Consider the following 26,143-nt stretch of genomic DNA (forward strand, 5'->3'; position numbering starts at 1 on the left):
CAAGGGGTTCAAGGTAACACGGGTGCTACTGGCGCTACCGGTGCTACTGGGCCTCAAGGTAACACAGGCGCTACTGGTGCTACCGGCGCTACTGGGCCTCAAGGTAACACAGGCGCTACTGGCGCTACCGGTGCCACTGGACCTCAAGGGGTTCAAGGTAACACGGGTGCTACTGGCGCTACCGGTGCTACTGGGCCTCAAGGTAACACAGGCGCTACTGGTGCTACCGGCGCTACTGGACCTCAAGGGGTTCAAGGTAACACGGGTGCTACGGGTGCTACTGGTGCTACCGGCGCTACTGGGCCTCAAGGTAACACAGGCGCTACTGGCGCTACCGGTGCTACTGGGCCTCAAGGTAACACAGGCGCTACTGGTGCTACTGGACCTCAGGGACCTCAAGGTAACACGGGTGCTACGGGTGCTACTGGTGCTACTGGTGCCACCGGACCTCAAGGTGTTCAAGGTAACACGGGTGCTACTGGTGCTACCGGTGCCACTGGACCTCAGGGACCTCAAGGTAACACGGGTGCTACTGGTGCTACCGGCGCTACTGGACCTCAGGGACCTCAAGGTAACACGGGTGCTACGGGTGCTACCGGCGCTACTGGACCTCAAGGGGTTCAAGGTAACACGGGTGCTACGGGTGCTACCGGCGCTACTGGACCTCAAGGGGTTCAAGGTAACACAGGTGCTACTGGTGCTACCGGTGCTACTGGTGCTACCGGTGCCACTGGACCTCAAGGGGTTCAAGGTAACACAGGTGCTACCGGTGCCACTGGACCTCAAGGTGTTCAAGGTAACACGGGTGCTACTGGTGCTACCGGCGCTACTGGACCTCAAGGCGTTCAAGGTAACACGGGTGCTACTGGTGCTACCGGTGCCACTGGACCTCAAGGCGTTCAAGGTAACACAGGTGCTACTGGTGCTACCGGCGCTACTGGACCTCAAGGCGTTCAAGGTAACACGGGTGCCACTGGCGCTACTGGGCCTCAAGGCGTTCAAGGTAACACAGGTGCTACCGGCGCTACTGGACCTCAAGGTGTTCAAGGGCCAACGGGCGCTACTGGTATAGGGGCTACCGGACCTACTGGGCCTACTGGACCTAGCTTCCCTGTAGCAACAATTGTTGTAACAAACAACATTCAACAAACAGTACTCCAATTTAACAACTTCATTTTTAATACCGCAATTAATGTAAACAATATTATCTTCAACGGTACAGATACAGTTACTGTTATCAACGGTGGTATTTATGTAATTAGCGTATCCATCTCTACAACTGCACCAGGATGCGCTCCACTCGGAATAGGAATTTCAATAAATGGAGCAGTCGCAACTGACAACTTCTCTTCAAATCTAATAGGCGACTCACTTTCATTTACTACAATCGAAACATTAACTGCCGGCGCAAACATTTCTGTCCAATCTACTCTTAACGAGATTACGATCCCCGCAACAGGAAACACTAACATTCGCCTTACTGTATTTAGAATCGCTTAAATTCACTATGTATTGTTTATGGCAAATAAAAAAAGAGCGAGAAAATCGCTCTTTTTTTGTTATGTACAATAATTCATTACTACTCTAATTCAATTGAAACATTTTTTTGTGGAACAAATGTAGAAATTGCATGTTTATAAATAAGCTGTTGCTTACCTTCTGTTTCCAGTAGGACTGTAAAATTATCAAATCCTTTAATTAATCCACGAAGCTGGAAACCATTTAATAAGTACAGCGTAACAAACGTATTCTCTTTACGGAGTTGATTTAAAAACTGATCTTGAATATTGATTGATTGCTTCATGTCGAATCCTCCTCTTTTTCTCTACTTACTATTATTCGACTTTAGTTGTAACTTTCCTTCTATGTATCGTAAAATTTCTGACGTTTTTTCACCGTCTGTAACATCAAACCATGTGACATCCATCTTATTACGGAACCACGTTAATTGACGCTTTGCATAACGACGTGAATTTGTCTTTAATTGTGATACCGCTTCTTCTAAAGAGACACGATCCTCAAAATAATCATATATCTCTTTATACCCAATCGCTTGAATAGATTGACAATCTCTTATCCCTCTATTATACAATCCTTCTACTTCTTCTAATAAACCTTGTTCCATCATTATATCAACTCGTAAGTTAATGCGATCGTATAGCATTTCTCGATCCATTGTCAAGCCAATCAAGGAAACATCGTATAATAACTCATTTTCTTGTTTTTCAAGCTGATCACTCATTTTTTCACCCGTCGTGTGAAAAATTTCTAAAGCTCTAATGACACGGCGGACATTATTTGCATGAATACGCTCAGCGCTTTCCGGGTCTACTTCTTGTAATTTTTTATGTACATATTCCACACCATGTTCTACTGCTACCTTTTCCATCTGTTCTCGGTATGTAGTATCACCAGCATCATCCGTAAACTGATAATCGAATAAAACAGATTGTATATACAGACCCGTTCCACCAACGATAATTGGCAATTTACCACGTTCTGTAATTTCTCGAATATGCTTACGAACACGTGCTTGAAATTCGGCAACAGAAAATGATTCTTCCGGATTTTTTATATCGACCATATAATGTGGAATTCCGTCCATCTCTTCTTCCGTCACCTTTGCAGTTCCAATATCCATCGTACGATAAATCTGCATGGAATCTCCACTTATTATTTCACCATTCAATGCTTTGGCAAGATCAATACTTAACTTCGTCTTTCCAACAGCAGTTGGTCCAATGATGACAGCAACTTTTTCACGTTGCACTTCTCCCATATCATTCAACTCTCTTTATGTGATGTACTCCATCTATTGATTATATCCAATCTTACCAATTTTAACGGCATGATTGCAAGTTCTTTCATTCCGGTACATGAAATTATAAACAAAAAAAGAACATAGTTTGTCCAATTCCGCATATACATGAGTAAAAATACCTTTGAGAGGATGAGTTGACTATGGAACAATCTGCCATCAATTTTTCATCATTAACAAAAGACCTTATTTTAGCTACTGCTACAAAAGAACAAAATTGTTCACAAGAAGAATTATACTTCGCCTTAAATTGTTTACTACGTTCTTTTCATTCTACTCTCCAAGAAACTACATTACATCCAGAAAATCAAAATACAGAGTATATACAAAATCAATTTTGCAGTGCATATAAAATTATTACAGGTAAAACGATTTATCCTTTTCAATAATTCATAAAAGGCGGTTGCTTACACACTTTCAAGCAACCGCCTTTTATATTAATACTTATACACTACTCTATAACTTTCACTTTTACAGATTTGCGCCCCCAGCTATTAGCACTACCGTCTGAACCTACTAAAACATCGATACGATTTCCTTTAATCGCACCACCAGTATCACCAGCAATCGCTTCTCCATATCCTTCTACCCATACTTTTGACCCAAGTGGAATTACTTTAGGATCAACAGCAATTACTTTCATATTTGGATTCGCTGTTAAATCATGCCCCATTGCAGTTAATACACGACCACCATACGTACCATTCTCACTTGGATGCGCTGTATACGCTGTCGCTTCTACTGTTATTTCACGTCCACCAGCAGGTGCACTTGTTTGAGTAGATTTCGCAACTTGTTTCGTAGTTGATCGCTGTTTTACCACAGGTTTATTTGATTCTACATTCTTAACAGACTCTTTATTCTTAACCACTTTATTATTCTTAACCGGCGTATTTACTCTTACTGGCGCTTCTTCTTGCGTTACAACTTCTTTCTTTTCAATTACAGGTGCCGTTCCTGTTAAAAATGGCACGTGAACATATCCTGTTTTTCCATTGTAGTCAAATTGCAACCATTCATTTTGAACTTGATTTGTTGTTTCAATTACATCATCTTTATTTAGTTTACCAAGAATTTCAGAATCAGTATTCGCTCCAGCCCGAACATTTAACACGCCCGCCGTCACATAATATGTACTTTTTGTAAATTCAGCACTTACAAACGCTTCTTGACCATTTAATTTAATTTTTGTCCATCCGTTTTCTGTATTTACAACATCTAATTTATTTCCACTTAACATTTTACCTACAAGCTTAGACTCTACAGTTGGGTTTTCTCTAACATTTAATACGTCTGTTGTTACAATCGTTTCTGCTTTCGCAGAACCTGCAAAAATCCCAAGACCAAAAACTGCCGCCGTTGCTATACCTAATAATTTTTTCATGAATAGCCTCCATTTGCTTTGTTTTCGTATTTTCATTATAGCAACAGATTTTTAGGATTTTTAGAAATCACACAATTACAAACCATTCGTAATATGCGATTAATGAGTTGTAACATAAATTTCCATATTAACGAATCTCATTTCCAATAGAATCCTCAATAGTTTTCATATATTTTCCACATACAAGCACCAGAATTTTTTCCAGAAAAAATTACAGTATTACTTTTTTGTTACAAAAAAATCATATTTCATTACATCTTTTACCAAAATTCATCATACTCCAATTATTAACCCCTTTTTTTGTAATAAAAAGGAGCAGCTAATAAAAGCTACTCCCTTTACATCTGTTATTTAACTTTCTTTTTCCAAATCCCCATCATAAGAGCTGAAACAACTGTCCCTATCAATATTGAGAAAATATAAAGCACTGGTTTATTTACTAATGCGATAACAAACAATCCACCATGCGGTGCTGGTAATGTAATTTGGAATAACATAGATAATGCACCCGCAATACTTGAACCAACAACACAACTTACTATTACTCGAATCGGATCTGCTGCTGCAAATGGAATTGCACCTTCTGTAATAAACGACGCGCCCATAATATAATTTGTTAAACCGGATTTACGTTCTGCTTCAGTAAACTTTGATTTAAATAAAGTAGTTGCGAATGCAATCGCTAACGGCGGTACCATACCACCAGCCATAACAGCAGAGTGAACGCCAAAGTTCTGCGCTTCTATTGCAGCAATACCAAATGTAAATGCAGCTTTATTGATTGGACCACCCATATCAATTGCCATCATGCCGCCTAAAATAAGACCTAATAATATAGCATTTGTACCGTTCAAACCATTTAACCATCCTGTTAACATTTCATTCAATGCTACTACAGGTGGGTTTACTACTTTTTGCATAACAACTCCTGTAATTAATAATCCAAAGACCGGATATAACAATACAGGTTTAATTCCTTCTAACTGTACTGGTAATCCTGAAAACAATTTTTTCAATCCTAAAACAACATACCCAGCTAAGAAACCAGCAATTAATCCACCTAAAAATCCAGCATTCGCATGTGCTGCTAAAAATCCACCGACAACACCAGGCATAAAACCAGGACGATCAGCAATAGAACTCGCAATAAATCCAGCTAAAATTGGTACGAGGAATAAAAACGCCCCTGTTTTACCTCCACCAATAGACATTAACAACTCGGCCAACGGTCCTTCTGCTTTTATACCACCAACCCAAAATGCTAGTGCAATTAAAATTCCTCCACCAACAACGAATGGAAGCATATTACTTACACCGTTCATTAAGTGCTTATAAATCCCTAACCCTTTTTCCTTCTCTGTGCTTTCCGTCTTTCCATCTTCTTTTATTCCTTTAAAGATTGGCGCGTCTTGTTTTACAGCTCGGTTAAGAAGCATTTCCGTCTTTCTAATCCCATCAGCGACTGGTACTTGAATGACATGTTTCCCAGCAAAACGGTTCATTTCTACTTGTTTATCTGCCGCAACAATTATAGCTGTTGCTCGTTCAATATCCTCTTTCGTTAAACCGTTTTTTATACCTGTTGATCCGTTCGTTTCAACTTTAATCGCTATACCTAGCTCTGTTGCTTTTGCTTTCAAGCTATCCGCAGCCATATACGTGTGAGCGATTCCAGTTGGGCAAGCTGTAACAGCTAATACGTACGGTTCATTCCCTTCTGGTTTTGCAACTTCAACCTCTTCCTCTTTATCCTTCTCTTTTTCATCAAATAAACGAAGAAGTTCCTCCTCATCCTTTGCTTCTAATAATTGCTTACGAAACGCTTCATCCATTAATAATGTAGATAGGCGCGATAACGTTTCTAAATGAGTATTATTCGCCCCTTCACTTGCAGCAATCATAAAGAATAAATGTGCTGGCTGTCCGTCAAGCGATTCATAGTTGATACCGCTTACACTTCTACCAAAACAAATCGCTGGTTGCTTAACAGCTTTTGTTTTCGCATGAGGTATTGCAATCCCTTCCCCTATTCCAGTTGTACTTTGTGACTCCCGCTTTAAAATCGCTTCTTTAAATTCCGCTTTACTATTTAAACGGTTTGCGCCGGCTAATTTCTCAACTAATTCATCTATGACAGCTTCTTTATTTGAAGCTGTCAAATTCATAATAACTGTATCCCTTTTTAATAGTTCTGTAATTTTCATATGTTGCTTCCCCCTATCGCTTAGCTACAATTACTTGCGACAACAATTCTTCTACGTTTTCCTTTTCACATAAATCAGCTGAAAATGCTGTTGCACTCCCTGTTGCAACGCCATATTGAAATGCTTTTTCAATATCTTTTGTCTGTTCATATTTACCTACAAATCCTGCAACGAGAGAATCTCCAGCCCCAACCGAATTAATTACAACACCTTTTGGAACAGTTGCTTCATATATACCTTCTGCCGTAAATAATAAAGCTCCATCTCCTGCCATCGATACGATAACGTGTTCTACACCTTGTTCGATTAATTTTCTTCCATATGGTACAACATCTTCTACTGTCGAAATCTCCACTCCGAATAACTCACCAAGTTCATGATGATTAGGCTTTATTAAGAATGGCTTATTTTTAATTACGTGTTGCAGTGCACTTCCGCTCGCATCGACTACTATGCGAATACCTTTTTCAGCTCCAAACGCTGCGATTGATTCATAAAAGGTAGTTGGGATAGATGCAGGTACACTTCCAGCTAGTACAACACAATCTCCCTGCTTCATACTTTCGATTTGTTTCATTAATTGTTCAAATTGATCATTTGTCACACTAGGTCCTTGCCCATTTAATTCTGTTTCTTCTTGCCCTTTTATTTTCACATTGATTCGAGAATCTTCATCTACTTGGACGAAATTTGTTGTTACACCTTCCGCCTGTAATACATCTTTAATAAATTGACCAGTAAATCCACCAATAAATCCAAGCGCTATATTTTCAACACCTAAACGATGGAGAACGCGAGAAACATTAATCCCTTTTCCACCAGGAAATTTCATATCTTTCTCTGCTCGATTTACTGCGCCTAAATCAAAGGAATTCACTTGTACTACATAATCAATAGATGGATTTAAAGTAACTGTATAGATCATTGTTTATCAGCCTCAATTACATTGGTTTGTCTTTTATATTTTTCTAAATCAATTTCTAAATGGTTTGTAATAATATTTGCCTCTTCAACATTGGCAATTTTCGCAAATGCAACTTCCGAAAACTTACTTTCATCAATTAAGAAATATCCTTCGTTCGCTAATGTTAGTGCCATTTGTTTTAAAAGTGCCTCTTCTGGATCCGGTGTTGTAAAACCCAGTTGTTCATGGACACCATTCGCGCCTAAAAAACATTTATCAAAACGATACTTTTGCATACTTTCCTGTGCCATAGCACCGATTAAAGCTTTCGTCCTACTTTTCATCATTCCACCTAGTAAATATGCACGAATATTATTTTCAACTAAAGCTTCAATATGCATAAGTCCATTAGTAACGACAGTAACATCTTTATTTATTAAAAATGGAATCATTTCAAATGTCGTACTTCCCGCATCTAAATAAATACAATCACCTTGTTCAACAATGCTAGCGGCATACTTCGCAATTTGTTGTTTTATTTGAATGTTTTTGGATGATTTTTCAACCATCGTCGGCTCCTGTCCTTTTCCCGTTAAAACAGCCGCACCACCGTGAACTCTTTTTAGTAACCTTTGTTTTTCCAATTGCGCTAAATCACGACGAATTGTTGATTCAGAGCTTTCTGTGCTTTCCACTAATTGTTGTAATTTAACAACCTTCTGCTCTTTTACAAGTTGCAATATCATTTGATGACGTTCAGGAGTTAACATTTCATTCACCTCTTCTTTGATTACAGTATAATGAAAACGATCACAAAAATCAACCATAAACATTCATAAATAATCAAAATCAACCACAAACAGTTATAAACAGCAAAAAAGAAACCCATTTGATATAACAATCAAATGGGTTTCTTTGCTCGATTCACTTATAAAGAAGCTTTATATATACTTAAAACATCGTCTTTATTTAATTTTTTAAAGTTACCAAATTCACCATAAGCCATCGCTTTATCCGCCATTACATCAATTTCATTTTCTCCAATAGCATAATCAGCTAATGTTACCGGCGCCTCAATTGAAGTCCAAAATTGACGTAACGCCTCAATTCCTTCTAACGCAATTTCTCGATCAGTCTTCCCATCTGTTTCTACATCGAATACACGAATAGCAAACTGTTTAAAACGACTTACATTTTCATCTACAACATGCTTCATCCAGTTCGGGAATAGAATTGCTAAACCGCCTCCATGTGGTATATCATGAACCGCAGAAACTGCGTGCTCAATATTGTGAGTTGCCCAGTCTCCTTTTACTCCCATCGCTAAAATGCCGTTTAGCGCCATAGTACCGCAATATAAAATAGTTTCTCTATGCTCATAACTTTCTAAATCACTTAAAAGCTTAGGAGCGGTTTCAATTACTGTTTTTAAAACAGACTCACAATAACGATCTTGTAATTCTGTATTTGTTCCATGATGGAAATATTGCTCTAATACGTGCGACATAATATCTACCATACCGTAAATTGTTTGATTCCTCGGCACAGACTCAGTATGAACGGGATCTAAAATTGAAAATTGCGGGAAAGTAACTGGACTACCCCAGCCATATTTTTCATTCGTTTCCCAGTTTGTAATAACAGAACCAGCATTCATTTCAGATCCTGTTGCCGCAAGCGTAAGCACCGTACCAAACGGTAATGCCTCACTAGCAAATGCTTTTTTCGTTACAATATCCCATACATCTCCATCGTACTTACTACCAGCAGCAATTGCCTTCGTACAGTCGATTACACTTCCTCCACCAACTGCTAAAATAAATTCAACACCATTCTCTTTACAAATTTGAATTCCTTTCTTTACAGTTGATACACGTGGATTCGGTTCAACACCTGTCAATTCGAATACTTCTGCATTTATATCTTTTAAAATAGAAAGTACATTATCATAAATACCATTTCTTTTAATGCTGCCTCCCCCATATACGAGTAGAACTTTTTTACCGAACTGTGGAATTTCAGCTTTTAACTGTTCTAATTGACCTTTACCGAAAATAAGTTTCGTTGGATTACGAAATACAAAATTTTGCATATCCCTTTACCATCCCTTCTATATGAAAAGCAACTATACTTTTGTATAACATATTTTTTTCATTTCACAAAAATATTTGCCTAACAAAAAAATCTCAGCCTGCAGGCTGAGATTTTTTATTGATAATAAGGTGAGATCATTAAGTAAACAATAACACCAGACAAACTTACATATAACCAAATCGGCATCGTCCAACGTACAATTTTACGATGACGTGTTAATTGATTTGTAAAACCAAATACAAGTGCAAACAATGCAAGCGGTACAATAATTGCTGCCAGGATAATATGTGTAATTAAAATGATGAAATACACATATTTAATGAATCCTTCTCCGCCAAAATGTGTTGCCGGCGCCAAGTAATGATACGATAAATAAGAAACACAAAATAGCAACGTTGTTGTAAATGCTGCCAGGATGAAACCACGGTGCATTTTCACATTCTTCTTAATAATAGAGTATAAAGCTGCTAATAAGAATACGAACGTAAAGCTATTAAAAATTGCATTTAACATTGGTAAAATTGTTACATCAAAATGTACTTCTCCTTCATAGCCAACAGGTCCAAAGAACAAAAATAAAATAATCGCATTTACAATTACAGAAAGCGTTATCACAATAGGAGCATAGCTTTTCTGATTTGTTGATTGATCCACCAAAATGGTCACTCCCTCTTCCTTCAAATATGTATACGTAACCTCACTATTTTAACATACTATTCACAGTGTAAATGTGACAATAGTTTGACACAGTAAGACAGAGCAAAGAAAAAAATCCTTCTTAATAAAACTTCTTAAGAAGGATTTTATCGCTTTATTATTTAAATAGCAATGTAATTAGTTTTTGTTGAAAAACATATTGCTATATGCTTGAAAAATTTCAGACACTTGATATCCCATTAATGAAATTGCTGTTAATGAAAAGAAACCAATCATAAGAAATCGAAACCACATATAAATCTCCTCCTTGTATTTAGCTTAAAAAACGTTCGCTATATTACAAGTTGAGTGGCACTCTTCATCATCACTTTCCTTTTTCTTTACAATTGCAGTTATAAATCGAATCATAAAGAATATAACAAAAGGAAAATGTTCGTAATTCACATTGGCATAGTTTAGCAACGGCTCGCGCTGCACGTCGAACGAGGATGAGAAGGAATAGAACATACCTTGCTCTTCCATATATACAATTACAATTTTCATACAAAACATTATTCCTAGAAACGAAACAATATCTTGCCATTCTGTCGTATATAACAGGTTATACAGCTCTAATACGTACTCTTCCATCGTCATCCCCCCTTCCTTTTTTACCATTTTGCTCGCCTTCGTATAAAAAGTCAAGAAAAAAGTTTATATTCACTATGACAATAGTAATTACTTGTTTCTATGATTATATATGATTCTTTTATAGCAATGATTAGGTGTAACTCTATTCTAAAACAAGAAATTAGAATCGAACAGATTCCTCATTCTTACTTTTAGGATTCAACACTGTACTATTCTTATTTCTAATAAAAATAAAATAAGAAATTATTATAAGAACGGTAACAAGCATCGTTAAAAGCGCCTGCGAACGTAAAGATTCGATTGCAAGCATGGCAACTAAAACTGCTATAATAGCGGCAATTGTAACATACGTTACATACGGGAAAAGCCACATTTTCACTTTCAAATTTTGTTGTTCTACTTTCCCCATTTTTTTACGCATCTTTAAATGTGAAACCGCTATAACGAGATAAACGAGTAGCGCAATCCCGCCAGATGCATTCACTAAAAATAAAAAGACTTTATCTGGAGATATGTAACTAAACACAACTCCAATATAAGCAAAGAACGTTCCAAATAATACTGCCCGAACTGGAACACCACTACTATTCAATTTCAAAAATGCCTTTGGAGCATCTCCTCTTTCTGCCATCGAAAAAAGCATTCTTGAGTTCGTATATAAACCCGAATTTAAACATGAAAGTACGGCTGTTAAAACGATAAAATTCATAATTTGTGCTGCCGCTGGTATCCCTATATGTTCCAGTACCGCTACAAACGGACTTTTTAGTATGTTCGCTGAATTCCATGGAAGAAGTGTAACAACTACAGCAATCGATCCAATGAAAAATACGAGAATACGCCAAATTACACTATTTGTTGCTGTTTTGACTGCTTTTACAGGTTCGGCAGACTCTCCAGCGGCTACTGCAACAATCTCTGATCCCATAAATGAAAATATAACGACGGTAATTCCAAGTAGCACCGAACTTATACCATTTGGCATAAATCCTCCTTGCCCTACTAAATTCGAAGTGCCAGGCGCTTCCGTTCCTGGTACAAATCCTAGAATAACAGCGAGTCCGAGACAAAGGAACAAAACAATACTTATTACTTTAATAAATGAAAACCAATATTCAAACTCTCCAAATGATTTCACTGAAAAAACATTTGTCAACGTTAATAAAATCGTTAATATTAGGCTTAATAACCAGAGTGGGATGTCTGGAATCCAGTATTGAATAATACCAGCACCTGCTGTAGCTTCTATTGCAATAACAATTACCCAGAAAAACCAATATAGCCACCCAATTGTATACCCCGCCCATGGACCAATTGCTTCTCTTGCATATGTTGCAAATGAACCACTTGTCGGATTAATAGCTGCCATTTCTCCTAGCATTCTCATAACGAAAATGACTAGAAGTCCTGCTAATGCATATGAAACGATAGAACCTGGTCCTGCTGAATGCACAACCGCACCACTTCCAACAAACAAACCAGCTCCTATTACGCCGCCAATTGAGATCATTGTAATATGGCGTATTTTGAGGTCTTTCTTAAGATTTTTATCCAACTCTTGTACATCCCCTTCCAAACATAATTTTGAAATTTATGTAAGAGTATTATGCGAAAAACCTTGTCCTATACTTTAAAATATATCAAAATATTCTGAATTTAACAATCGTAATGCAAGCTTCTAATGAAATTATTACATTCGGTTTAATATTTTTCCATACACAATTGTTGAGAAAATTATAATCACCTTACAAAAGAATGAATTTTCAGATATCATTAAATGAACAAGATTATACATCTAGACAACTTTTTGTATAGGAGTGTTGATATGTTAAACAAGTTCAAATTCATTTGTTGTACTTTAGTAATTTTCTTACTGCTACCACTAGTCCCCTTTCAACCACAAGCAGCAACCAATTTAGGATCAAAACTACTCGTTGGATACTGGCATAACTTCGATAACGGTACTGGCATTATTAAATTAAAAGACGTTTCATCAAAATGGGATGTAATCAATGTATCTTTCGGTGAAACTGGTGGTGATCGTTCCACTGTTGAATTTTCTCCTGTGTATGGTACAGATGCAGAGTTCAAATCAGATATTGCTTATTTAAAAAGCAAAGGAAAAAAAGTAGTTCTTTCAATAGGTGGACAAAATGGGGTCGTTTTACTTCCTGACAATGCCGCTAAGCTACGTTTTATTAATTCCATACAATCTCTAATCGATAAATACGGTTTTGATGGAATAGATATTGATCTTGAATCAGGAATTTACTTAAACGGAAATGACACTAATTTCAAAAACCCCACGACTCCTCAAATCGTAAATCTTATTTCAGCTATTCGGACAATCTCAGATCATTATGGTCCAGGTTTTCTATTAAGCATGGCCCCTGAAACAGCTTATGTTCAAGGGGGTTATAGCGCATACGGAAGCATCTGGGGTGCATATTTACCGATCATTTACGGAGTGAAAGACAAACTAACATACATTCACGTTCAACACTACAACGCTGGTAGCGGGATTGGAATGGACGGTAATAACTACAATCAAGGTACAGCAGATTACGAGGTCGCTATGGCAGATATGCTCTTACATGGTTTTCCCGTAGGTGGTAATGCAAATAATATTTTCCCAGCTCTTCGTTCGGATCAAGTCATGATTGGACTTCCTGCAGCACCAGCAGCCGCTCCAAGTGGCGGATATATTTCTCCAACTGAAATGAAAAAAGCTTTAGATTATATCATTAAAGGAATTCCTTTCGGAGGAAAGTATAAACTTTCAAATCAGAGTGGCTACCCTGCATTCCGCGGCCTAATGTCTTGGTCTATTAATTGGGATGCAAAAAACAACTTTGAATTCTCTAATAACTATAGAACATATTTCGATGCGATTCCCTTGCAAAAATAATAAAAAACATCAATGGGTTATTTAACCTATTGATGTTTTCTAGTCAGAGTGTTGGGAACCCCTACAGGGTTCCCAACACTCTGACTTTCTTTGAAAGCCCTCCTACTAATCTAAAGTAGTCTAGCTACTATTTTGCTTCAATACAAATACTGAAAGTTCAGGTACACTCCAAAATCTAACAGGCATTCGTGTTGTCCCAATACCACGATTTACGTATAAATGTAACGACTTATTCTTCCCTTCTAATTCATACATACCTTCCACATAGCTATCAGCTAATTTTGTAGTAATTAATGGACCTATAAAAGGAATTTGAACTTGTCCTCCGTGACTATGTCCTGACAATTGAAAATCAACTGGGTAACGAGCTACTTTGTCTACAACATCCGGCTCATGTACTAAGAGCATATTGAAATCTTGTTGCCTTACTTGTTTTAAAGTCGCGTCTATTTGTGGCTTCCCTAATAAAAAATCATCCAAACCTGATATTGTAATATAATTGCCGTTTTCCACTTTAATTTTCTGCACTTCATTTACCAACACAGAGAAACCAGCTTCCTCCATATATTTTTTATAAAATAAACTACCTCCCCCGCCCCTATCATGATTCCCAAACACTGCAAATTTCCCTAAAGGCGCATGTATTTTCCGCAAAATACCTTTCGCTTCTTCTCTTTCTGCCTTATACGATCCAAACTTATCTATTAAATCCCCTGTAAAAACTACTACATCCGGATGTAACGCATTCATCTTCTCCACCAAATTTTCTAGTTGTTTTAGTGTAAATTCTGGGCCTAAATGCACATCCGAGAATTGTAATATCTTCTTATTATTAAATTCTTTAGGAATTGTAGAAGCTTCTATTTCATTCCACGTAACAGTTACTAGTTTTCGCTCTATTTCTGTCGCATAGAAATACAAACTTATTGAAATCATTACTATACTTATGAAACTGATTATACATATCTTGACAATTGATTTTTTTTGTTCTTTTTTTACATGATGCGTATTCATGTTCTCACCTCTAGAAGTACTTTAAAGCTTTATTGTGACATTAATGTGACAACATGAACTATGTTAGTTATATCCAATTCCACTCTACTCACTTTGACAAATTTATACAGAAGTCATAACATATTTTTATAATACATAGATTCTTAAAAATGTTCCATCTATTCATTTCATCATTTTATTAAGGAGAGATTATTCATGTCTGTATTTACACCAGAAGAAATTACGGAACTTGCTGCGAATTCCGGAAGAAAAAAAGCTCATTTATCATTACTCCCTATGTTAATTCTCGGTTTTTTTGGTGGTGCTTTCATAGCGTTAGGGTATTTACTCGATATTCACGTTATTGGAACAATGCCAAAATCGTGGGGATCATTTGCTAGTTTTCTAGGTGCAGCTGTATTCCCTATCGGTCTTATACTCGTTATTCTTGCAGGTGGTGAATTAGTAACTGGCAATATGATGACTGTTTCAATGGCGTGGCTTCACAAGAAAATCGACTTATTTCACTTCATTCGAAATTTAGTTATTGTTACGTTTAGCAACTTCATAGGTGCTATATTCGTTGCTTATTTTTTCGGTCATATCGTCGGATTAACAGAAGGCGCTTTTTTAGCGAAAACAGCTTCTATTGCGCAAGCTAAACTACAAGATACACCAATGCAAGCCTTCATTTCTGCTATCGGATGTAATTGGCTCGTTTGTTTAGCTGTTTGGCTTAGTATGGGAAGTAAAGAATTTATCGGAAAGATTCTCGGCATTTGGTTCCCAGTTATGACTTTTGTTGCGATTGGCTTCCAACACGTTGTAGCCAATATGTTTGTCATCCCAGCTGCAATTTTTGCTGGTCATTTAACTTGGATTGAATACTTTCCAAACTTCATTTTCGTTTTCTTCGGAAACTTAGTAGGAGGTATGTTCTTTGTAGCATTACCTTATTTCATATCTTATAATAAGAAACTACCTTCCAATAAAGAGCAAACCGAATTAAAGAAAAAATCTGTATCCGCTTAAATGAACCGTCTATACAGACGTATCTAAAAAATATTACAAATTTCATTTTTTTTACGAATATATGTGCGTACACTTGTTCTCGAATGTTTTATACGTTATAATAACAACTTAAATAGCATTATTTACATATGAGGTGAAAAACATGAACAAAACAGAATTAATCAAAAACGTAGCACAAAATGCTGAGATTTCTCAAAAAGAAGCTACTGTAGTTGTACAAACTGTAGTAGAATCAATCACTAACACTTTAGCTGCTGGTGAAAAAGTACAACTTATCGGATTCGGTACATTTGAAGTTCGCGAAAGAGCTGCTCGTACAGGCCGTAACCCACAAACTGGTGAAGAAATGCAAATCGCAGCTTCTAAAGTACCTGCTTTCAAAGCTGGTAAAGAACTTAAAGAAGCTGTAAAATAATGAAAAAATAGCCTTCTCGTTTACGAGAGGGCTATTTTTTTCATTACATAATTAATAAAAATCTGACCGTTATGCTGTTTCTTTTATTCCTTTATGCAAATAAAACCTTTATTTTCAAAGAAAGGTTTTGCTGTAACACTCGCTTCTGTATATATCTCCCTATGCCCCAAGTTCACTGCTTCTTTTTCTAACTTCTGTAGTATGTAGGAAGCTATCCTTTTCCCTTGATAATCTTTATGCGTAAATAAGCGATCTACGTAATGATCTTCATTATAATCTCCAAATCCCACTATCACACCGTTATGATCCGCTACATAACTAATATTCCTCTCTAAAGAATGTAACCAACTTTCTCTATCTAGTGGATCCGGTGCCCACGCCTGTAGCTGTAACACGTTATAATCTTTTGCATTAATTGTATGAACTGTTTCATAGAACAACTGTAATACTTGTTCTAAATCCTCTTTATGGAAAGTTCTAATGATCGTGTCTTTTAACATATATGAACCTCCTTACTAAACTATTATTTAACTTTTTTACCATCTAGTATTCAATATTTCTGCTTTATTATATCTTTTTTCTTTCTATACAAACAAAAAACAATACTTATTTCAAAGTATTGTTTTTTGTTTGTAAGCATATGCAATTACTCTATAGATTTTTATTTTTTTAATTTCACTCTTTGCAGTCGTAATGCATTTAATACAACGGATACAGAACTAAATGCCATCGCGGCTCCAGCAACCCAAGGTGCTAAGAAACCGAACGCTGCAATCGGGATGCCTAAGCCGTTATAAGCTAATGCCCAGAATAAGTTTTGCTTAATATTTCTTATTGTCATCTTACTCATAAAGATTGCATCAGCAATACTATTTAAATCACCACGGATTAACGTAATATCTGCCGCTTCCATCGCTACATCCGTTCCTGTTCCAATTGCCATACCGATATCCGCCGTAGCCAGTGCAGGAGCGTCATTTATTCCATCTCCAACCATTGCTACTTTTTTACCTTGCGCTTGCAGTTTTTTCACTTCTTCTGCTTTTCCTTCTGGTAATACTTCTGCAATTACGTGATCAATACCAACTTGCTTAGCGATTGCCTGAGCAGTTTGTGTATTATCTCCTGTAATCATAACAACGTCTAGCCCCATTTTCTTAAGTCTTGCGATAGCTGCTTTTGAAGTATCTTTTACAGTATCCGCAACGGCTACTATTCCAGCATACTCCTTATCTATTGCTATTAACATTGCTGTTTTTCCTTCTCGTTCTAGCGCTTCCATCGATTTAGAAACTTCTTCAATATCAATATCGAATTTCTTCATTAATCGACGTGTACCAATTAATAATTGTTTCTCTTCTACAACTGATTCGATGCCGAATCCTGGAATTGCTTCAAATGTTTCTGAACTTGGGATATCAATTTTCTTTTCTTTAATTCCTTCTACAATCGCTTCTGCAAGTGGATGTTCAGAATTTTTTTCTGCCGCACCTACTAAACGTAGTATTTCTTCTTCGTGGAATCCATCTGCTACAATTACATCTGTTAGCACCGGCTTCCCGTTTGTCACAGTACCTGTTTTATCTAAAATAACTGTATCTAATCGGTGCGTTGCTTCTAAATGCTCCCCGCCCTTAAATAAAATACCATACTCTGCTGATCTTCCTGATCCCGCCATAATAGATGTAGGCGTTGCAAGCCCTAATGCACACGGACAAGCGATAACAAGTACGGCGATCATTTTCTCAAGTGCTCCGCCAAAATCACCAGGTGTAACAAATAGCATCCATACTGCAAATGTGATAATTGCAATCACAACTACAACCGGTACGAAAATACCTGAAATTTGATCTGCTACCCTTTGAATAGGAGCTTTTGAACCTTGAGCCTCTTCTACTACTTTAATAATTTGAGCTAATGCAGTATCTCTTCCTACCTTAGTTGCTTTAACTTTTAAAAACCCATTTTTATTTATTGTAGAACCGATTACTCCATCCCCAATTGTTTTATCAACTGGAATACTTTCACCTGTTAACATCGATTCATCTATCGCTGACTTTCCTTCTACAATTTCCCCATCTACTGGGATTTTTTCACCAGGCTTTACATAAACGATATCACCAGTTACCACTTCTTCGATTAAAATTTTTATTTCTGTTCCATCTCGTACAACAGTAGCGGTTTTCGCCTGTAATCCCATTAATTTTTTAATTGCTTCTGACGAGCGTCCTTTTGCTTTCGCCTCAAATAATTTACCTAAAATAATTAATGTAATAAGTACTGCACTCGTTTCAAAATACAAGTCTGTCATATGTTCCGAAGAACCAATCGACTTAATACTTAAATACACACTGTAGAAATACGCTGCAGACGTTCCAAGTGCCACGAGAACATCCATATTAGCGCTTTTATTTCGTAACGCTTTATAAGCTCCAACATAAAACTGCCCACCAATGATAAACTGAACTGGAGTTGCAAGAGCTAGTTGTACCCAAGGGTTCATAAGCATATCAGGTAAATAAATAAATGATGTAAATGAGAAATGACTTACCATTGCCCAAAGTAACGGGAATGATAAAATAAACGAAATGATAAATTTCTTCTTTTGTCGCTCAATTTCTTGTAAGCGATGATCAGTTGATCCGTCTTGCTCATCTGATTTCACTTCCAATTTATATCCTAATTTCGTAATTGCACTCTTCATTTCATTTACATTAATTTCATCAGGATTAAAATCTACTGTAGCCGATTCCAAAGCGAAATTTACTGTCGCTCCGTTCACACCTTGTAACTTATTTAAACGCTTTTCTACTCTATTCGCACATGCTGCGCATGTCATCCCTGAAACAGTAAACTCAGCTTTATCACTTACAATTCCATATCCTAACGATTCAACTTTTTCCTTAAATTGTTGCGGATTTGTTTTTTGAGGATCATACATTATTTTTGTTTTTTCAAGTGCAAAATTTACATTTGCATCATGAACACCGTCTACTTTTTTCAGACCTTTTTCAATTCTATTCGCACATGCCGCACATGTCATTCCTGATATTTGAAGATTGGCCTCTTTCTGTTCATTCATGTCTCTCACCTCTACATACCCTTATGAGGTATAATTATTAGCAAAATAAATCGTACTTCCTATAAAGTACGATTTATTTCCATATCTAAAAAATAATTATTGAACATCGTATCCTTGATCTTCAATTACAGCAACGATATCTTTTAACGTTACAACTGATGAGTCGATCGTAACTTCAACAGTGCCTTCTGCTAATTGAACTTTCACTTGCTCAACACCGTTTAGTTCTTTCACACTGCTTTCAATAGAATTTACACAATGTCCACAAGACATACCTTCAACTTTTAATGTTAACTGTTCCATTTAAAATCCTCCTCTTGTTTCTTCATTGTTTGTTAATCACAATCACATCTTACCATACCCCCCTAAGGTAATCAATGGTTTTATATCATGATTTTTCAATTATTTTCTAAAAGTTTATTTTACATACACTTTTTTACATCAATACCCCGAAACCTTATATGAAAGTAAACAAAAAACAAGCCAGTTACATACTAGCTTGTTTTTACGCTTTTGAAAAACGTTCAAATACAGTCATTAATTCTTCAATTGCTTCGTCACCATTGCCATCTTTAATAGCGCCTGAAACGCAATGACTTGTATGGTTTTTTAATACACCCATTCCTACTTTTTTCATCGCTGCATTAATCGCTGAAATTTGCACTAAAATATCCACACAATAGCGATCATTTTCAATCATATTTTGAATACCGCGGACCTGTCCTTCAATTCTCTTTAATCTATTTATAATTTGTTCTTTTTCTTTTTCTGATCTATGTGTTACCGCTTCATGCTCTTTATGACCCATATTATCACCTTCTTAAAGTTTCTCTTCATCCAATAAAACAATTGCTTTTACGAGTATACCAATTATAGCATTAATTATCTATGCATGATACCCCATATGAGTATATTTCCGCTCTAAGCTTATTCTTAACAATTTATTAGCTTCTCAGTCTCAATTTTCATGATACCCTTTCCTTTTTTCAAAAAAGAATAATAAGCGTAGATTAACTATCCCCGCTTATTATTCATCCATAAATATAAAAGTCTCAATTTATACATGTATAAATTGAGACTTTTTTCTTCCTATATATAATTACTGCTGATCACATACTTTTGTATCATTCACTACTGAAGTTCCTTCAACAGTTACCGTATGAAAACAGTCATTTACACGAACTGTCACAACATTATCTTGCCGATCGATAACGTGATATTCATTAAAATTTTTGTTCAGAGCACTGCGAATTTGTTCTCCTTCATAAATTGGAATGCCATGTGATAAAACCCAAATAAGCCCAGCGATAGCAAGAATAGTTTTCATACGATCTACCTCCTTGAAAATATAGTGAACTTTTAATCCATGCTTTTGCAGCTCTACGAATCATGTTTGGAATGAACTAAGCCTTTTTGGAAATAAGTTCATTTCGTCTATTTTATGTTTATGCTAATTGTGACCGAATTGTGACAACTTTTTGTCTCTTTAGACGAAAAGTTGAAACAAAACTTTCAAAAAGGACAATTCTACATACGAAAAAGGTTATGGAATGTTTCATCCATAACCTTTTTTCAGCCCTATTCTACAACTCATCCACTGTACTTCACTTGATTTTTTTAGACTTATTTTTATTCATCAACATCAAAACAAAATCTCGAAAAAACTTCCCACACGAGTTCATTTCTACTACTTACCCCAGTCTTTTCAAAAATAGATTTTAAATGATCTTGTACCGTGTATATAGATATACAAAGTTCTTGGGCTAATTCCTTTTTCGACATACCGGTAAGAATTTTACGTATTACTTGCTTCTCACGTGTTGTAAAACTATAACCTTCCATAATAAGCGGAAAGATTTCTTCTGGTCTTGCTCTTTCGAATAGAACAACATAACCACCTTGAAAACTACTTGTACGTTCTAACTTACTGGCCCGAATGATTAAATATACCCCATATAAGTATGTTTTCTGCACAATTAAATGCTTGGCGCAACCATATGATGCAAAATCAAATTCCATTAAAAGATTGGAACCGATTTGAAAATTCTTTTGAAACGGAAATATTCCCTATTTCCGAAACAAATCTACTAACTATTATGGAGGAATGTGGCTTCACTCAAATTACTCGCTTTTTCACTAGTTTTTTAATTGATGGATATGTTGCCTTTAAACAATAATAAAAAAAGGTAAGCAATTGCTTACCTTTTTTCCTATACGTAACTAATAAATCTTAACCCTTTACTTAAAGAAGTCGGTACAACAGATGCATGGTTCTCCCCTTCAGCTTCATAAAACGCAAATCGAAACTGATCATGTTTTACTTGGAGAAGACGCTCTGATAACTCATTTGCACCTACAACCATATGCTCTCGTTCTAGTGATCCAACTGTAAGGAACACTCCCGTTTGAAACTTGGCACTGTTTAATTCATTTATAAGATTCTCTTCTTTTTCAAGCACAGATTGGTTATTCCACCAAATAGATGGACTACTAATAAAATAATTTTGAAAGGCATTTACGTTTGTAAATAATATATGTAATGCAAATAAACCACCTAGCGAATGCCCAAACAACGTTTGCTTTCCTTTATCAATTTCAAAATTATTTTCAATCTGCGACTTTAATTCTTCTTCAATAAAAGTAATGAAATTATGTGCTCCTCCTGTTTTAGGCCACGGTTTACCGTCTGGTTTTAAAGGCGCATCTTTTGAAATTACGCTAGGCGTAAAATCATAGCATCTTTCTTCCCCTGAAAATGCCCCTTCAATTGGATATCCAATACCTACTATAATGGCTGGTGAAACACCTGTTTTTTCTGCTCTAACTGATTGTATTTTAACCGCTTCATGGAATGTTTGAAAAAAGGCATTTCCATCTAATACGTATATAACAGGATATCCTGACTCTGGTGCTGGTTGTCTCGGCTTTGAAATATGAATTTGATATTCCTTACCTTCTATTTTCGAATACATTTTCCACTGCTCTGTATTAGATGTTATAATCTGCTGTTTTTCAATCGTACTATTCATCTTATATTCCCCCCTTTTTAACTTGTTACATATATTTCTACTTTCTCTTCTTGAAGTGCAACGCTATCGTAGCCGAAACAAACAGGAGACCCATTATACGGATCAATCATGACACGCGCATCAATATGAAATACTTCTTTTAACACTTCATTTGTAATGATTTCTTCTGGGATACCAGTTGTAACGATTTCCCCTTCCTTCATTGCAATAATTTCATCTGAAAACCTTGCTGCATGGTTAATATCATGTAGTACCATTACAACTGTACAATCATGTTCTTGATTTAACTTCTCCACAATTTGTAATACATCTAATTGATGAGACATATCAAGGTATGTCGTTGGTTCATCTAGTAGTAATACTTCTGTCTCTTGTGCTAAAGCCATCGCTAACCATACCTTTTGCCTTTGACCACCTGATAAATTGGCAATTTGTCTCGTTCGAAATGCAGATGTTTTCGTTATATCTAATGCCCAATCAATCATCTCTTTATCTTTTGAAGTTAACTTATTTACGTTATTTCGATGTGGATAGCGTCCATAAGAAATTAATTCTTCTACTTTAAGCTCTCCTGGCGCAATTGGAGTTTGCGGTAGTAATGCTAGCTGCTTTGCAATTTCTTTCGTTGGAATTGTATTTAAATCCTGTCCTTGTAAATATACTTTACCACTCTTTTGCTTTAAAATTCTTCCCATTGTTTTTAACAATGTCGATTTACCGCACCCGTTTGGCCCTATAATTGTCGTTACTTTTCCTTCTTGTATTTCCACATTTAAATCGCGAAACACTGTAAGCTTTTCATAACTCGTTTCTAAATTTTTTGCACTTAAAATACTCACTTTTATTCCTCCTCTTACGCTTTCGCCTTATAAAGTAAATATAAGAAATACGGTACACCGACAATAGAAATAACAATTCCAACTGGTAACTCTACAGGTGTGAAAACTGTTTTTGCAATAAAGTCTGAAGCAATTACAAGAAACATTCCGATTACCCCGCACGTAGGAATGATATGCTTATGCTGAATACCGACAAGTCTTTTCGCTATATGCGGTGCCATTAGTCCAATGAAACCGATACTTCCAGAAACTGCAACACAAGCGCTCACAAGTCCGATACTACTTAATAGTAAAATAGATTTCTCTCTTTCTACTGAAACTCCTAAACTTGTAATACTTGTTTCTTCCAATTGAAATAAATCTAATAAATAAGCTTTCTTTTGTATAAGCGGAATTAATATGATAAGCCACGGCAACATTGCAATAATATACTTCCAGTTTGCATTATATATACTTCCTGATACCCAAACTGCAGCCATCTCGAAATCAGTTGACTTCATTTTGAGTGATAGGTACATAGAAAATGCCCCAAATCCTGATCCAATCGCAATCCCTGTTAATAAAAGACGCTGCGAATCTAACTTACCGTTTTTCCAAGAAAACAGATAAATGATAATAGCTGCACCTAATCCGCCGACTAAACCAAACATCGGCATCATCATAATAGACATCCAGTCTGTGCTCTTTAATTGTCCTTGAAAGAAAAACATAAAGATGACGATTGCTGTTCCTGCTCCGGCATTTACTCCTAAAATACCTGGATCCGCCAGTCCGTTTCTCGTAATTCCTTGAATTACAGCACCTGCCACGCCGAGGCCCAATCCTACTAATCCAGCAATTACAATGCGCGGGAGACGAAACTCAAAAATAACTAAATCATGATCTGGTACTGGATCTATTCTAAGGAGTGTTTTAAATACATCTGTAATCGTAATATCAAACGTGCCATTCGTTAAACTAATATAAATAGCACATAGTATTAAAAATATAATAATCCCCATCGTCATTCCAAAACGTTGCCTCGAACTATTAAGCATGTCTCTCTCCTCCTCTTGTACGAATTAAATAAAGGAAGAAAGGAATTCCAATTAAGGAAGTAACGACTCCAATTGGCGTTTCAAATGGATAATTTACAAATCTACTTAAAACATCACATAATGCTAAGAAAACCCCACCAATAACGCCTGCACATGGCAATATCCACTTATAATCTACCCCAATTATAAAGCGAGTAATGTGCGGAATAATTAAACCTACAAAACCAACTTTCCCCACTAAAGCAACTGCTGTTCCTGTTAAGAAAATAACTGATAAAATAGACATCGCTTTAACTAGTTTTGTACGTTGCCCTAAATTAATAGAAACTTCTTCTCCTAAAGAAAGAATCGTAATAGATTTTGATATTAACAGTGCTAAAACTATTCCAATTATCCCAAATGGTATCGTAATTTTAATAATATTTGGGTCCACTTGATCTAACTTTGCATTAAACCAAAAACTAACATTTTGAGAAATTTGGAAATACGAAGCCATCGCGGCAGATACACTACTTAAAAATGTTCCAATAACTGTCCCGATAATTGCTAATCTAACTGGTGATAAGCCATTTTGAAGGAGCGAACCAAAACCAAACACAATACCTGCTCCTAGCGCAGAACCAATCATTGAACATACAACCATACCAATTGATGACATTCCCGGAAGAAAAATCATACAAAGTGTAATAACAAAAGCTGCCCCATCCGTCACACCCATAATAGAAGGGGATGCAAGATAGTTTCTTGTCATCCCCTGCATAAGTGCTCCTGATATGGCTAGAAATGCTCCAACTAAAAGAGCTGCAACTACCCTTGGTAAACGTGAAGTAATAATAATATTATGATTTACATTACTTGAATCAAAATGAAATAATGCATTCCACACTGTTTGAGCATCAATACTTTTGGCCCCATACAAAATAGATAGTATCACTGTAAATAAGATGAGTATGGGTGCAATACATAATATAGTCACTGGTACTGCATTTGTTTTCTGCATATCATTCAACGCACCTTACTTATTGTATTATTTAGATAAATTTTTCACTGCTTCTTTTAAGAATGCTGTTTTACTCCAAGCTGTACCACCTTGTGCCATTGGATCTACAATGTTTACAAATACTTTCTTTTCTTTCGCAGCGTTCATACTTTGCCAAATTGGATTCTTTTCAATCTCTTCTAGTACTTTCGGATTTTTATTTTCAGTTGTCTCATATTGTAAGAAAATATAATCTGGGTTAAGTTCAGCAAGTTTTTCAAATGAAATTTTCTCTTGTGCTTTTACAGTTTTCAATTGTTCTGGAGCAGTTAGCCCAAGATCTTTATAAATTACAGGGTTGAAATATACTCCTTCTGGATATAGGAATAATTCGTTTGCTCTTAGTCTAATGACAAGAACTTTTTTGTCTTTTAACTTATCTCCTAGTTTTGCTTTTGCTTTTTCAGCATCTGCATTGTAATCTTTAATAATTTTTTCTGCTTTATCTTTTTTACCTGTTAATTCTCCCATTAACTTTAAGTTATCTTCCCAATTTGTTGAAACGTGTGATACCGGGAATGTAGGTGCTACTTTCGTAAATTTTTCAGCTGTTTCTGCTGGGAATTTCGTACTTGATGTAATAACATCTGGTTTTAATTGAAGTAATGTTTCAAAATCCGGCTCCATTTTCTCACCAACAGATTTCGCACCCTCTAAATCTTTCTCAAGATACTTCGGTAATTTACCACCTACAGTAATGGCACCGACTGGCTTAATACCAAGTACCGCGGCATCTTCCATTGACTCTAAACTAGCTGTCGCAATTTTATCTACTTTTGCTGGCACTGTATATTCTTTACCTAAATATGTAATTTTTCTTTTTTCGTCTTTTTTCGTTTCCGTTGCTTTTGTCTGTTGCTTTTGCTCTCCTGAAGTTTTATCCGCACTATTGCATGCTGCTAGTCCTACACTTAATACTGTAACCATCCCTAAAGTAAATAACTTCTTGTTCATCTTTATATAACTCCTCTCGAATTTTCAATAAAATTTAACTATATGAAACTTGTCTTACATATATATTTCATTAGATTAATAATTCTATCCAGAACTCATTCTCGTTCACTTCCCCTAAACTATG

The 26,143-nt window shown here is 36.2% G+C and carries 26 protein-coding genes and 2 pseudogenes; 6 read left to right on the forward strand and 22 right to left on the reverse strand.

What is annotated here, in order from left to right:
• Positions 1 to 1,500, forward strand: a 1,500-nt coding sequence (locus ACUXEY_RS09070) for a Gly-Xaa-Xaa repeat protein (protein ID WP_461300533.1), incomplete at its 5' end; no start/stop codon positions are given.
• A gap of 79 nt (positions 1,501 to 1,579) precedes the next feature.
• Here the strand turns inward: ACUXEY_RS09070 and hfq are convergent.
• Entirely contained in the window at positions 1,580 to 1,804 is a 225-nt protein-coding gene (gene hfq, locus ACUXEY_RS09075; RefSeq protein ID WP_000813896.1) for an RNA chaperone Hfq, read from the reverse strand.
• Between the two features lie 21 nt (positions 1,805 to 1,825).
• Positions 1,826 to 2,779 (reverse strand): tRNA (adenosine(37)-N6)-dimethylallyltransferase MiaA, encoded by a 954-nt coding sequence (miaA, locus tag ACUXEY_RS09080; RefSeq protein WP_461300534.1) that lies wholly within the window; start codon positions 2,777 to 2,779, stop codon positions 1,826 to 1,828.
• A 182-nt stretch (positions 2,780 to 2,961) separates the two neighbouring features.
• Here miaA and ACUXEY_RS09085 point away from each other — a divergent pair, with 182 nt between their 5' ends.
• Positions 2,962 to 3,207 (forward strand): hypothetical protein, encoded by a 246-nt coding sequence (locus ACUXEY_RS09085; protein WP_071757749.1) that lies wholly within the window; start codon positions 2,962 to 2,964, stop codon positions 3,205 to 3,207.
• Between the two features lie 62 nt (positions 3,208 to 3,269).
• Here ACUXEY_RS09085 and entD read toward each other — a convergent pair whose 3' ends face one another.
• From entD to gabP, 8 genes are all read right to left on the reverse strand, one after another.
• A complete protein-coding gene (gene entD / locus ACUXEY_RS09090) occupies positions 3,270 to 4,202 on the reverse strand; it encodes a cell wall-binding protein EntD (protein ID WP_461300535.1) in 933 nt (310 codons plus the stop codon).
• A 347-nt stretch (positions 4,203 to 4,549) separates the two neighbouring features.
• A complete protein-coding gene (locus tag ACUXEY_RS09095; protein WP_461300536.1) occupies positions 4,550 to 6,406 on the reverse strand; it encodes a PTS fructose transporter subunit IIABC in 1,857 nt (618 codons plus the stop codon).
• A 13-nt stretch (positions 6,407 to 6,419) separates the two neighbouring features.
• On the reverse strand, positions 6,420 to 7,331 hold the full coding sequence (gene pfkB / locus ACUXEY_RS09100) for a 1-phosphofructokinase (RefSeq protein ID WP_144614373.1): 912 nt from the start codon (positions 7,329 to 7,331) through the stop codon (positions 6,420 to 6,422).
• Entirely contained in the window at positions 7,328 to 8,080 is a 753-nt protein-coding gene (locus ACUXEY_RS09105) for a DeoR/GlpR family DNA-binding transcription regulator (protein ID WP_071757753.1), read from the reverse strand. The genes pfkB and ACUXEY_RS09105 overlap by 4 nt, the downstream gene beginning before the upstream one ends.
• Positions 8,081 to 8,238: 158 nt before the next feature.
• Positions 8,239 to 9,402 (reverse strand): iron-containing alcohol dehydrogenase, encoded by a 1,164-nt coding sequence (locus ACUXEY_RS09110; protein ID WP_429599268.1) that lies wholly within the window; start codon positions 9,400 to 9,402, stop codon positions 8,239 to 8,241.
• Positions 9,403 to 9,518: 116 nt separating this feature from the next.
• Positions 9,519 to 10,061: a DUF420 domain-containing protein gene (locus tag ACUXEY_RS09115; protein ID WP_000228316.1), complete on the reverse strand. Its 543-nt coding sequence runs from the start codon at positions 10,059 to 10,061 to the stop codon at positions 9,519 to 9,521.
• Between the two features lie 318 nt (positions 10,062 to 10,379).
• Positions 10,380 to 10,718 carry a hypothetical protein gene (locus tag ACUXEY_RS09120; protein ID WP_116746294.1) on the reverse strand — a complete coding sequence of 113 codons (339 nt, stop codon included), beginning with the start codon at positions 10,716 to 10,718 and terminating at the stop codon, positions 10,380 to 10,382.
• A 133-nt stretch (positions 10,719 to 10,851) separates the two neighbouring features.
• Positions 10,852 to 12,246, reverse strand: coding sequence for a GABA permease (gene gabP, locus ACUXEY_RS09125; RefSeq protein WP_151632465.1), 1,395 nt, complete (start codon positions 12,244 to 12,246; stop codon positions 10,852 to 10,854).
• 270 nt (positions 12,247 to 12,516) lie between these two features.
• On the opposite strand from gabP, the gene ACUXEY_RS09130 reads away from it, so the two are divergent.
• Positions 12,517 to 13,599: a chitinase gene (locus ACUXEY_RS09130; RefSeq protein ID WP_166702099.1), complete on the forward strand. Its 1,083-nt coding sequence runs from the start codon at positions 12,517 to 12,519 to the stop codon at positions 13,597 to 13,599.
• A 120-nt stretch (positions 13,600 to 13,719) separates the two neighbouring features.
• Here the strand turns inward: ACUXEY_RS09130 and ACUXEY_RS09135 are convergent, their stop codons facing one another.
• Entirely contained in the window at positions 13,720 to 14,613 is an 894-nt protein-coding gene (locus ACUXEY_RS09135) for a metallophosphoesterase (RefSeq protein ID WP_429599275.1), read from the reverse strand.
• 195 nt (positions 14,614 to 14,808) lie between these two features.
• Between ACUXEY_RS09135 and ACUXEY_RS09140 the strand changes: the two genes are divergently transcribed.
• A complete protein-coding gene (locus ACUXEY_RS09140) occupies positions 14,809 to 15,624 on the forward strand; it encodes a formate/nitrite transporter family protein (RefSeq protein WP_166702097.1) in 816 nt (271 codons plus the stop codon).
• Positions 15,625 to 15,766: 142 nt separating this feature from the next.
• Positions 15,767 to 16,039: an HU family DNA-binding protein gene (locus ACUXEY_RS09145; protein ID WP_001043904.1), complete on the forward strand. Its 273-nt coding sequence runs from the start codon at positions 15,767 to 15,769 to the stop codon at positions 16,037 to 16,039.
• An 83-nt stretch (positions 16,040 to 16,122) separates the two neighbouring features.
• Here ACUXEY_RS09145 and ACUXEY_RS09150 read toward each other — a convergent pair whose 3' ends face one another.
• The 6 genes and pseudogenes from ACUXEY_RS09150 to ACUXEY_RS09175 all read right to left on the reverse strand — a co-directional run.
• A complete protein-coding gene (locus ACUXEY_RS09150; protein WP_461300537.1) occupies positions 16,123 to 16,539 on the reverse strand; it encodes a GNAT family N-acetyltransferase in 417 nt (138 codons plus the stop codon).
• Between the two features lie 161 nt (positions 16,540 to 16,700).
• Entirely contained in the window at positions 16,701 to 19,121 is a 2,421-nt protein-coding gene (locus ACUXEY_RS09155) for a heavy metal translocating P-type ATPase (RefSeq protein ID WP_461300538.1), read from the reverse strand.
• 96 nt (positions 19,122 to 19,217) lie between these two features.
• Positions 19,218 to 19,424, reverse strand: a complete 207-nt coding sequence (gene copZ / locus ACUXEY_RS09160; RefSeq protein ID WP_166702093.1) for a copper chaperone CopZ — start codon at positions 19,422 to 19,424, stop codon at positions 19,218 to 19,220.
• Positions 19,425 to 19,626: 202 nt separating this feature from the next.
• Positions 19,627 to 19,929: a metal-sensing transcriptional repressor gene (locus tag ACUXEY_RS09165; RefSeq protein ID WP_000509876.1), complete on the reverse strand. Its 303-nt coding sequence runs from the start codon at positions 19,927 to 19,929 to the stop codon at positions 19,627 to 19,629.
• Between the two features lie 291 nt (positions 19,930 to 20,220).
• Complete coding sequence (locus tag ACUXEY_RS09170) at positions 20,221 to 20,448, reverse strand: hypothetical protein (protein ID WP_000849106.1); 228 nt, start codon at positions 20,446 to 20,448, stop codon at positions 20,221 to 20,223.
• Between the two features lie 302 nt (positions 20,449 to 20,750).
• Positions 20,751 to 21,077, reverse strand: a pseudogene (locus tag ACUXEY_RS09175) (helix-turn-helix transcriptional regulator); the annotation flags it as partial.
• On the opposite strand from ACUXEY_RS09175, the pseudogene ACUXEY_RS09180 reads away from it, so the two are divergent.
• Positions 21,068 to 21,298 (forward strand): annotated as a pseudogene (locus ACUXEY_RS09180) (class I SAM-dependent methyltransferase); the annotation flags it as partial. The pseudogenes ACUXEY_RS09175 and ACUXEY_RS09180 overlap by 10 nt on opposite strands.
• 33 nt (positions 21,299 to 21,331) lie before the next feature.
• Here ACUXEY_RS09180 and ACUXEY_RS09185 read toward each other — a convergent pair.
• The 5 genes from ACUXEY_RS09185 to ACUXEY_RS09205 are packed head-to-tail and all read right to left on the reverse strand — an operon-like array spanning position 21,332 to position 26,019.
• Positions 21,332 to 22,150: an alpha/beta hydrolase gene (locus tag ACUXEY_RS09185; RefSeq protein WP_461300539.1), complete on the reverse strand. Its 819-nt coding sequence runs from the start codon at positions 22,148 to 22,150 to the stop codon at positions 21,332 to 21,334.
• Positions 22,151 to 22,167: 17 nt separating this feature from the next.
• Positions 22,168 to 22,989, reverse strand: coding sequence for an ABC transporter ATP-binding protein (locus tag ACUXEY_RS09190; protein ID WP_166702089.1), 822 nt, complete (start codon positions 22,987 to 22,989; stop codon positions 22,168 to 22,170).
• 14 nt (positions 22,990 to 23,003) lie between these two features.
• Positions 23,004 to 24,026, reverse strand: coding sequence for a FecCD family ABC transporter permease (locus ACUXEY_RS09195; protein WP_166702088.1), 1,023 nt, complete (start codon positions 24,024 to 24,026; stop codon positions 23,004 to 23,006).
• The gene (locus tag ACUXEY_RS09200) at positions 24,019 to 25,026 is read right to left on the reverse strand and encodes a FecCD family ABC transporter permease (RefSeq protein WP_078419143.1); all 1,008 of its coding nucleotides are present in this window, start codon (positions 25,024 to 25,026) and stop codon (positions 24,019 to 24,021) included. Before ACUXEY_RS09200 ends, ACUXEY_RS09195 begins: the two co-directional genes overlap by 8 nt.
• A 27-nt stretch (positions 25,027 to 25,053) precedes the next feature.
• Entirely contained in the window at positions 25,054 to 26,019 is a 966-nt protein-coding gene (locus tag ACUXEY_RS09205; protein ID WP_461300540.1) for an iron-hydroxamate ABC transporter substrate-binding protein, read from the reverse strand.
• Positions 26,020 to 26,143: the final 124 nt, after the last annotated feature.

The organism is Bacillus sp. F9_6S_D1_P_5 (assembly GCF_054823925.1).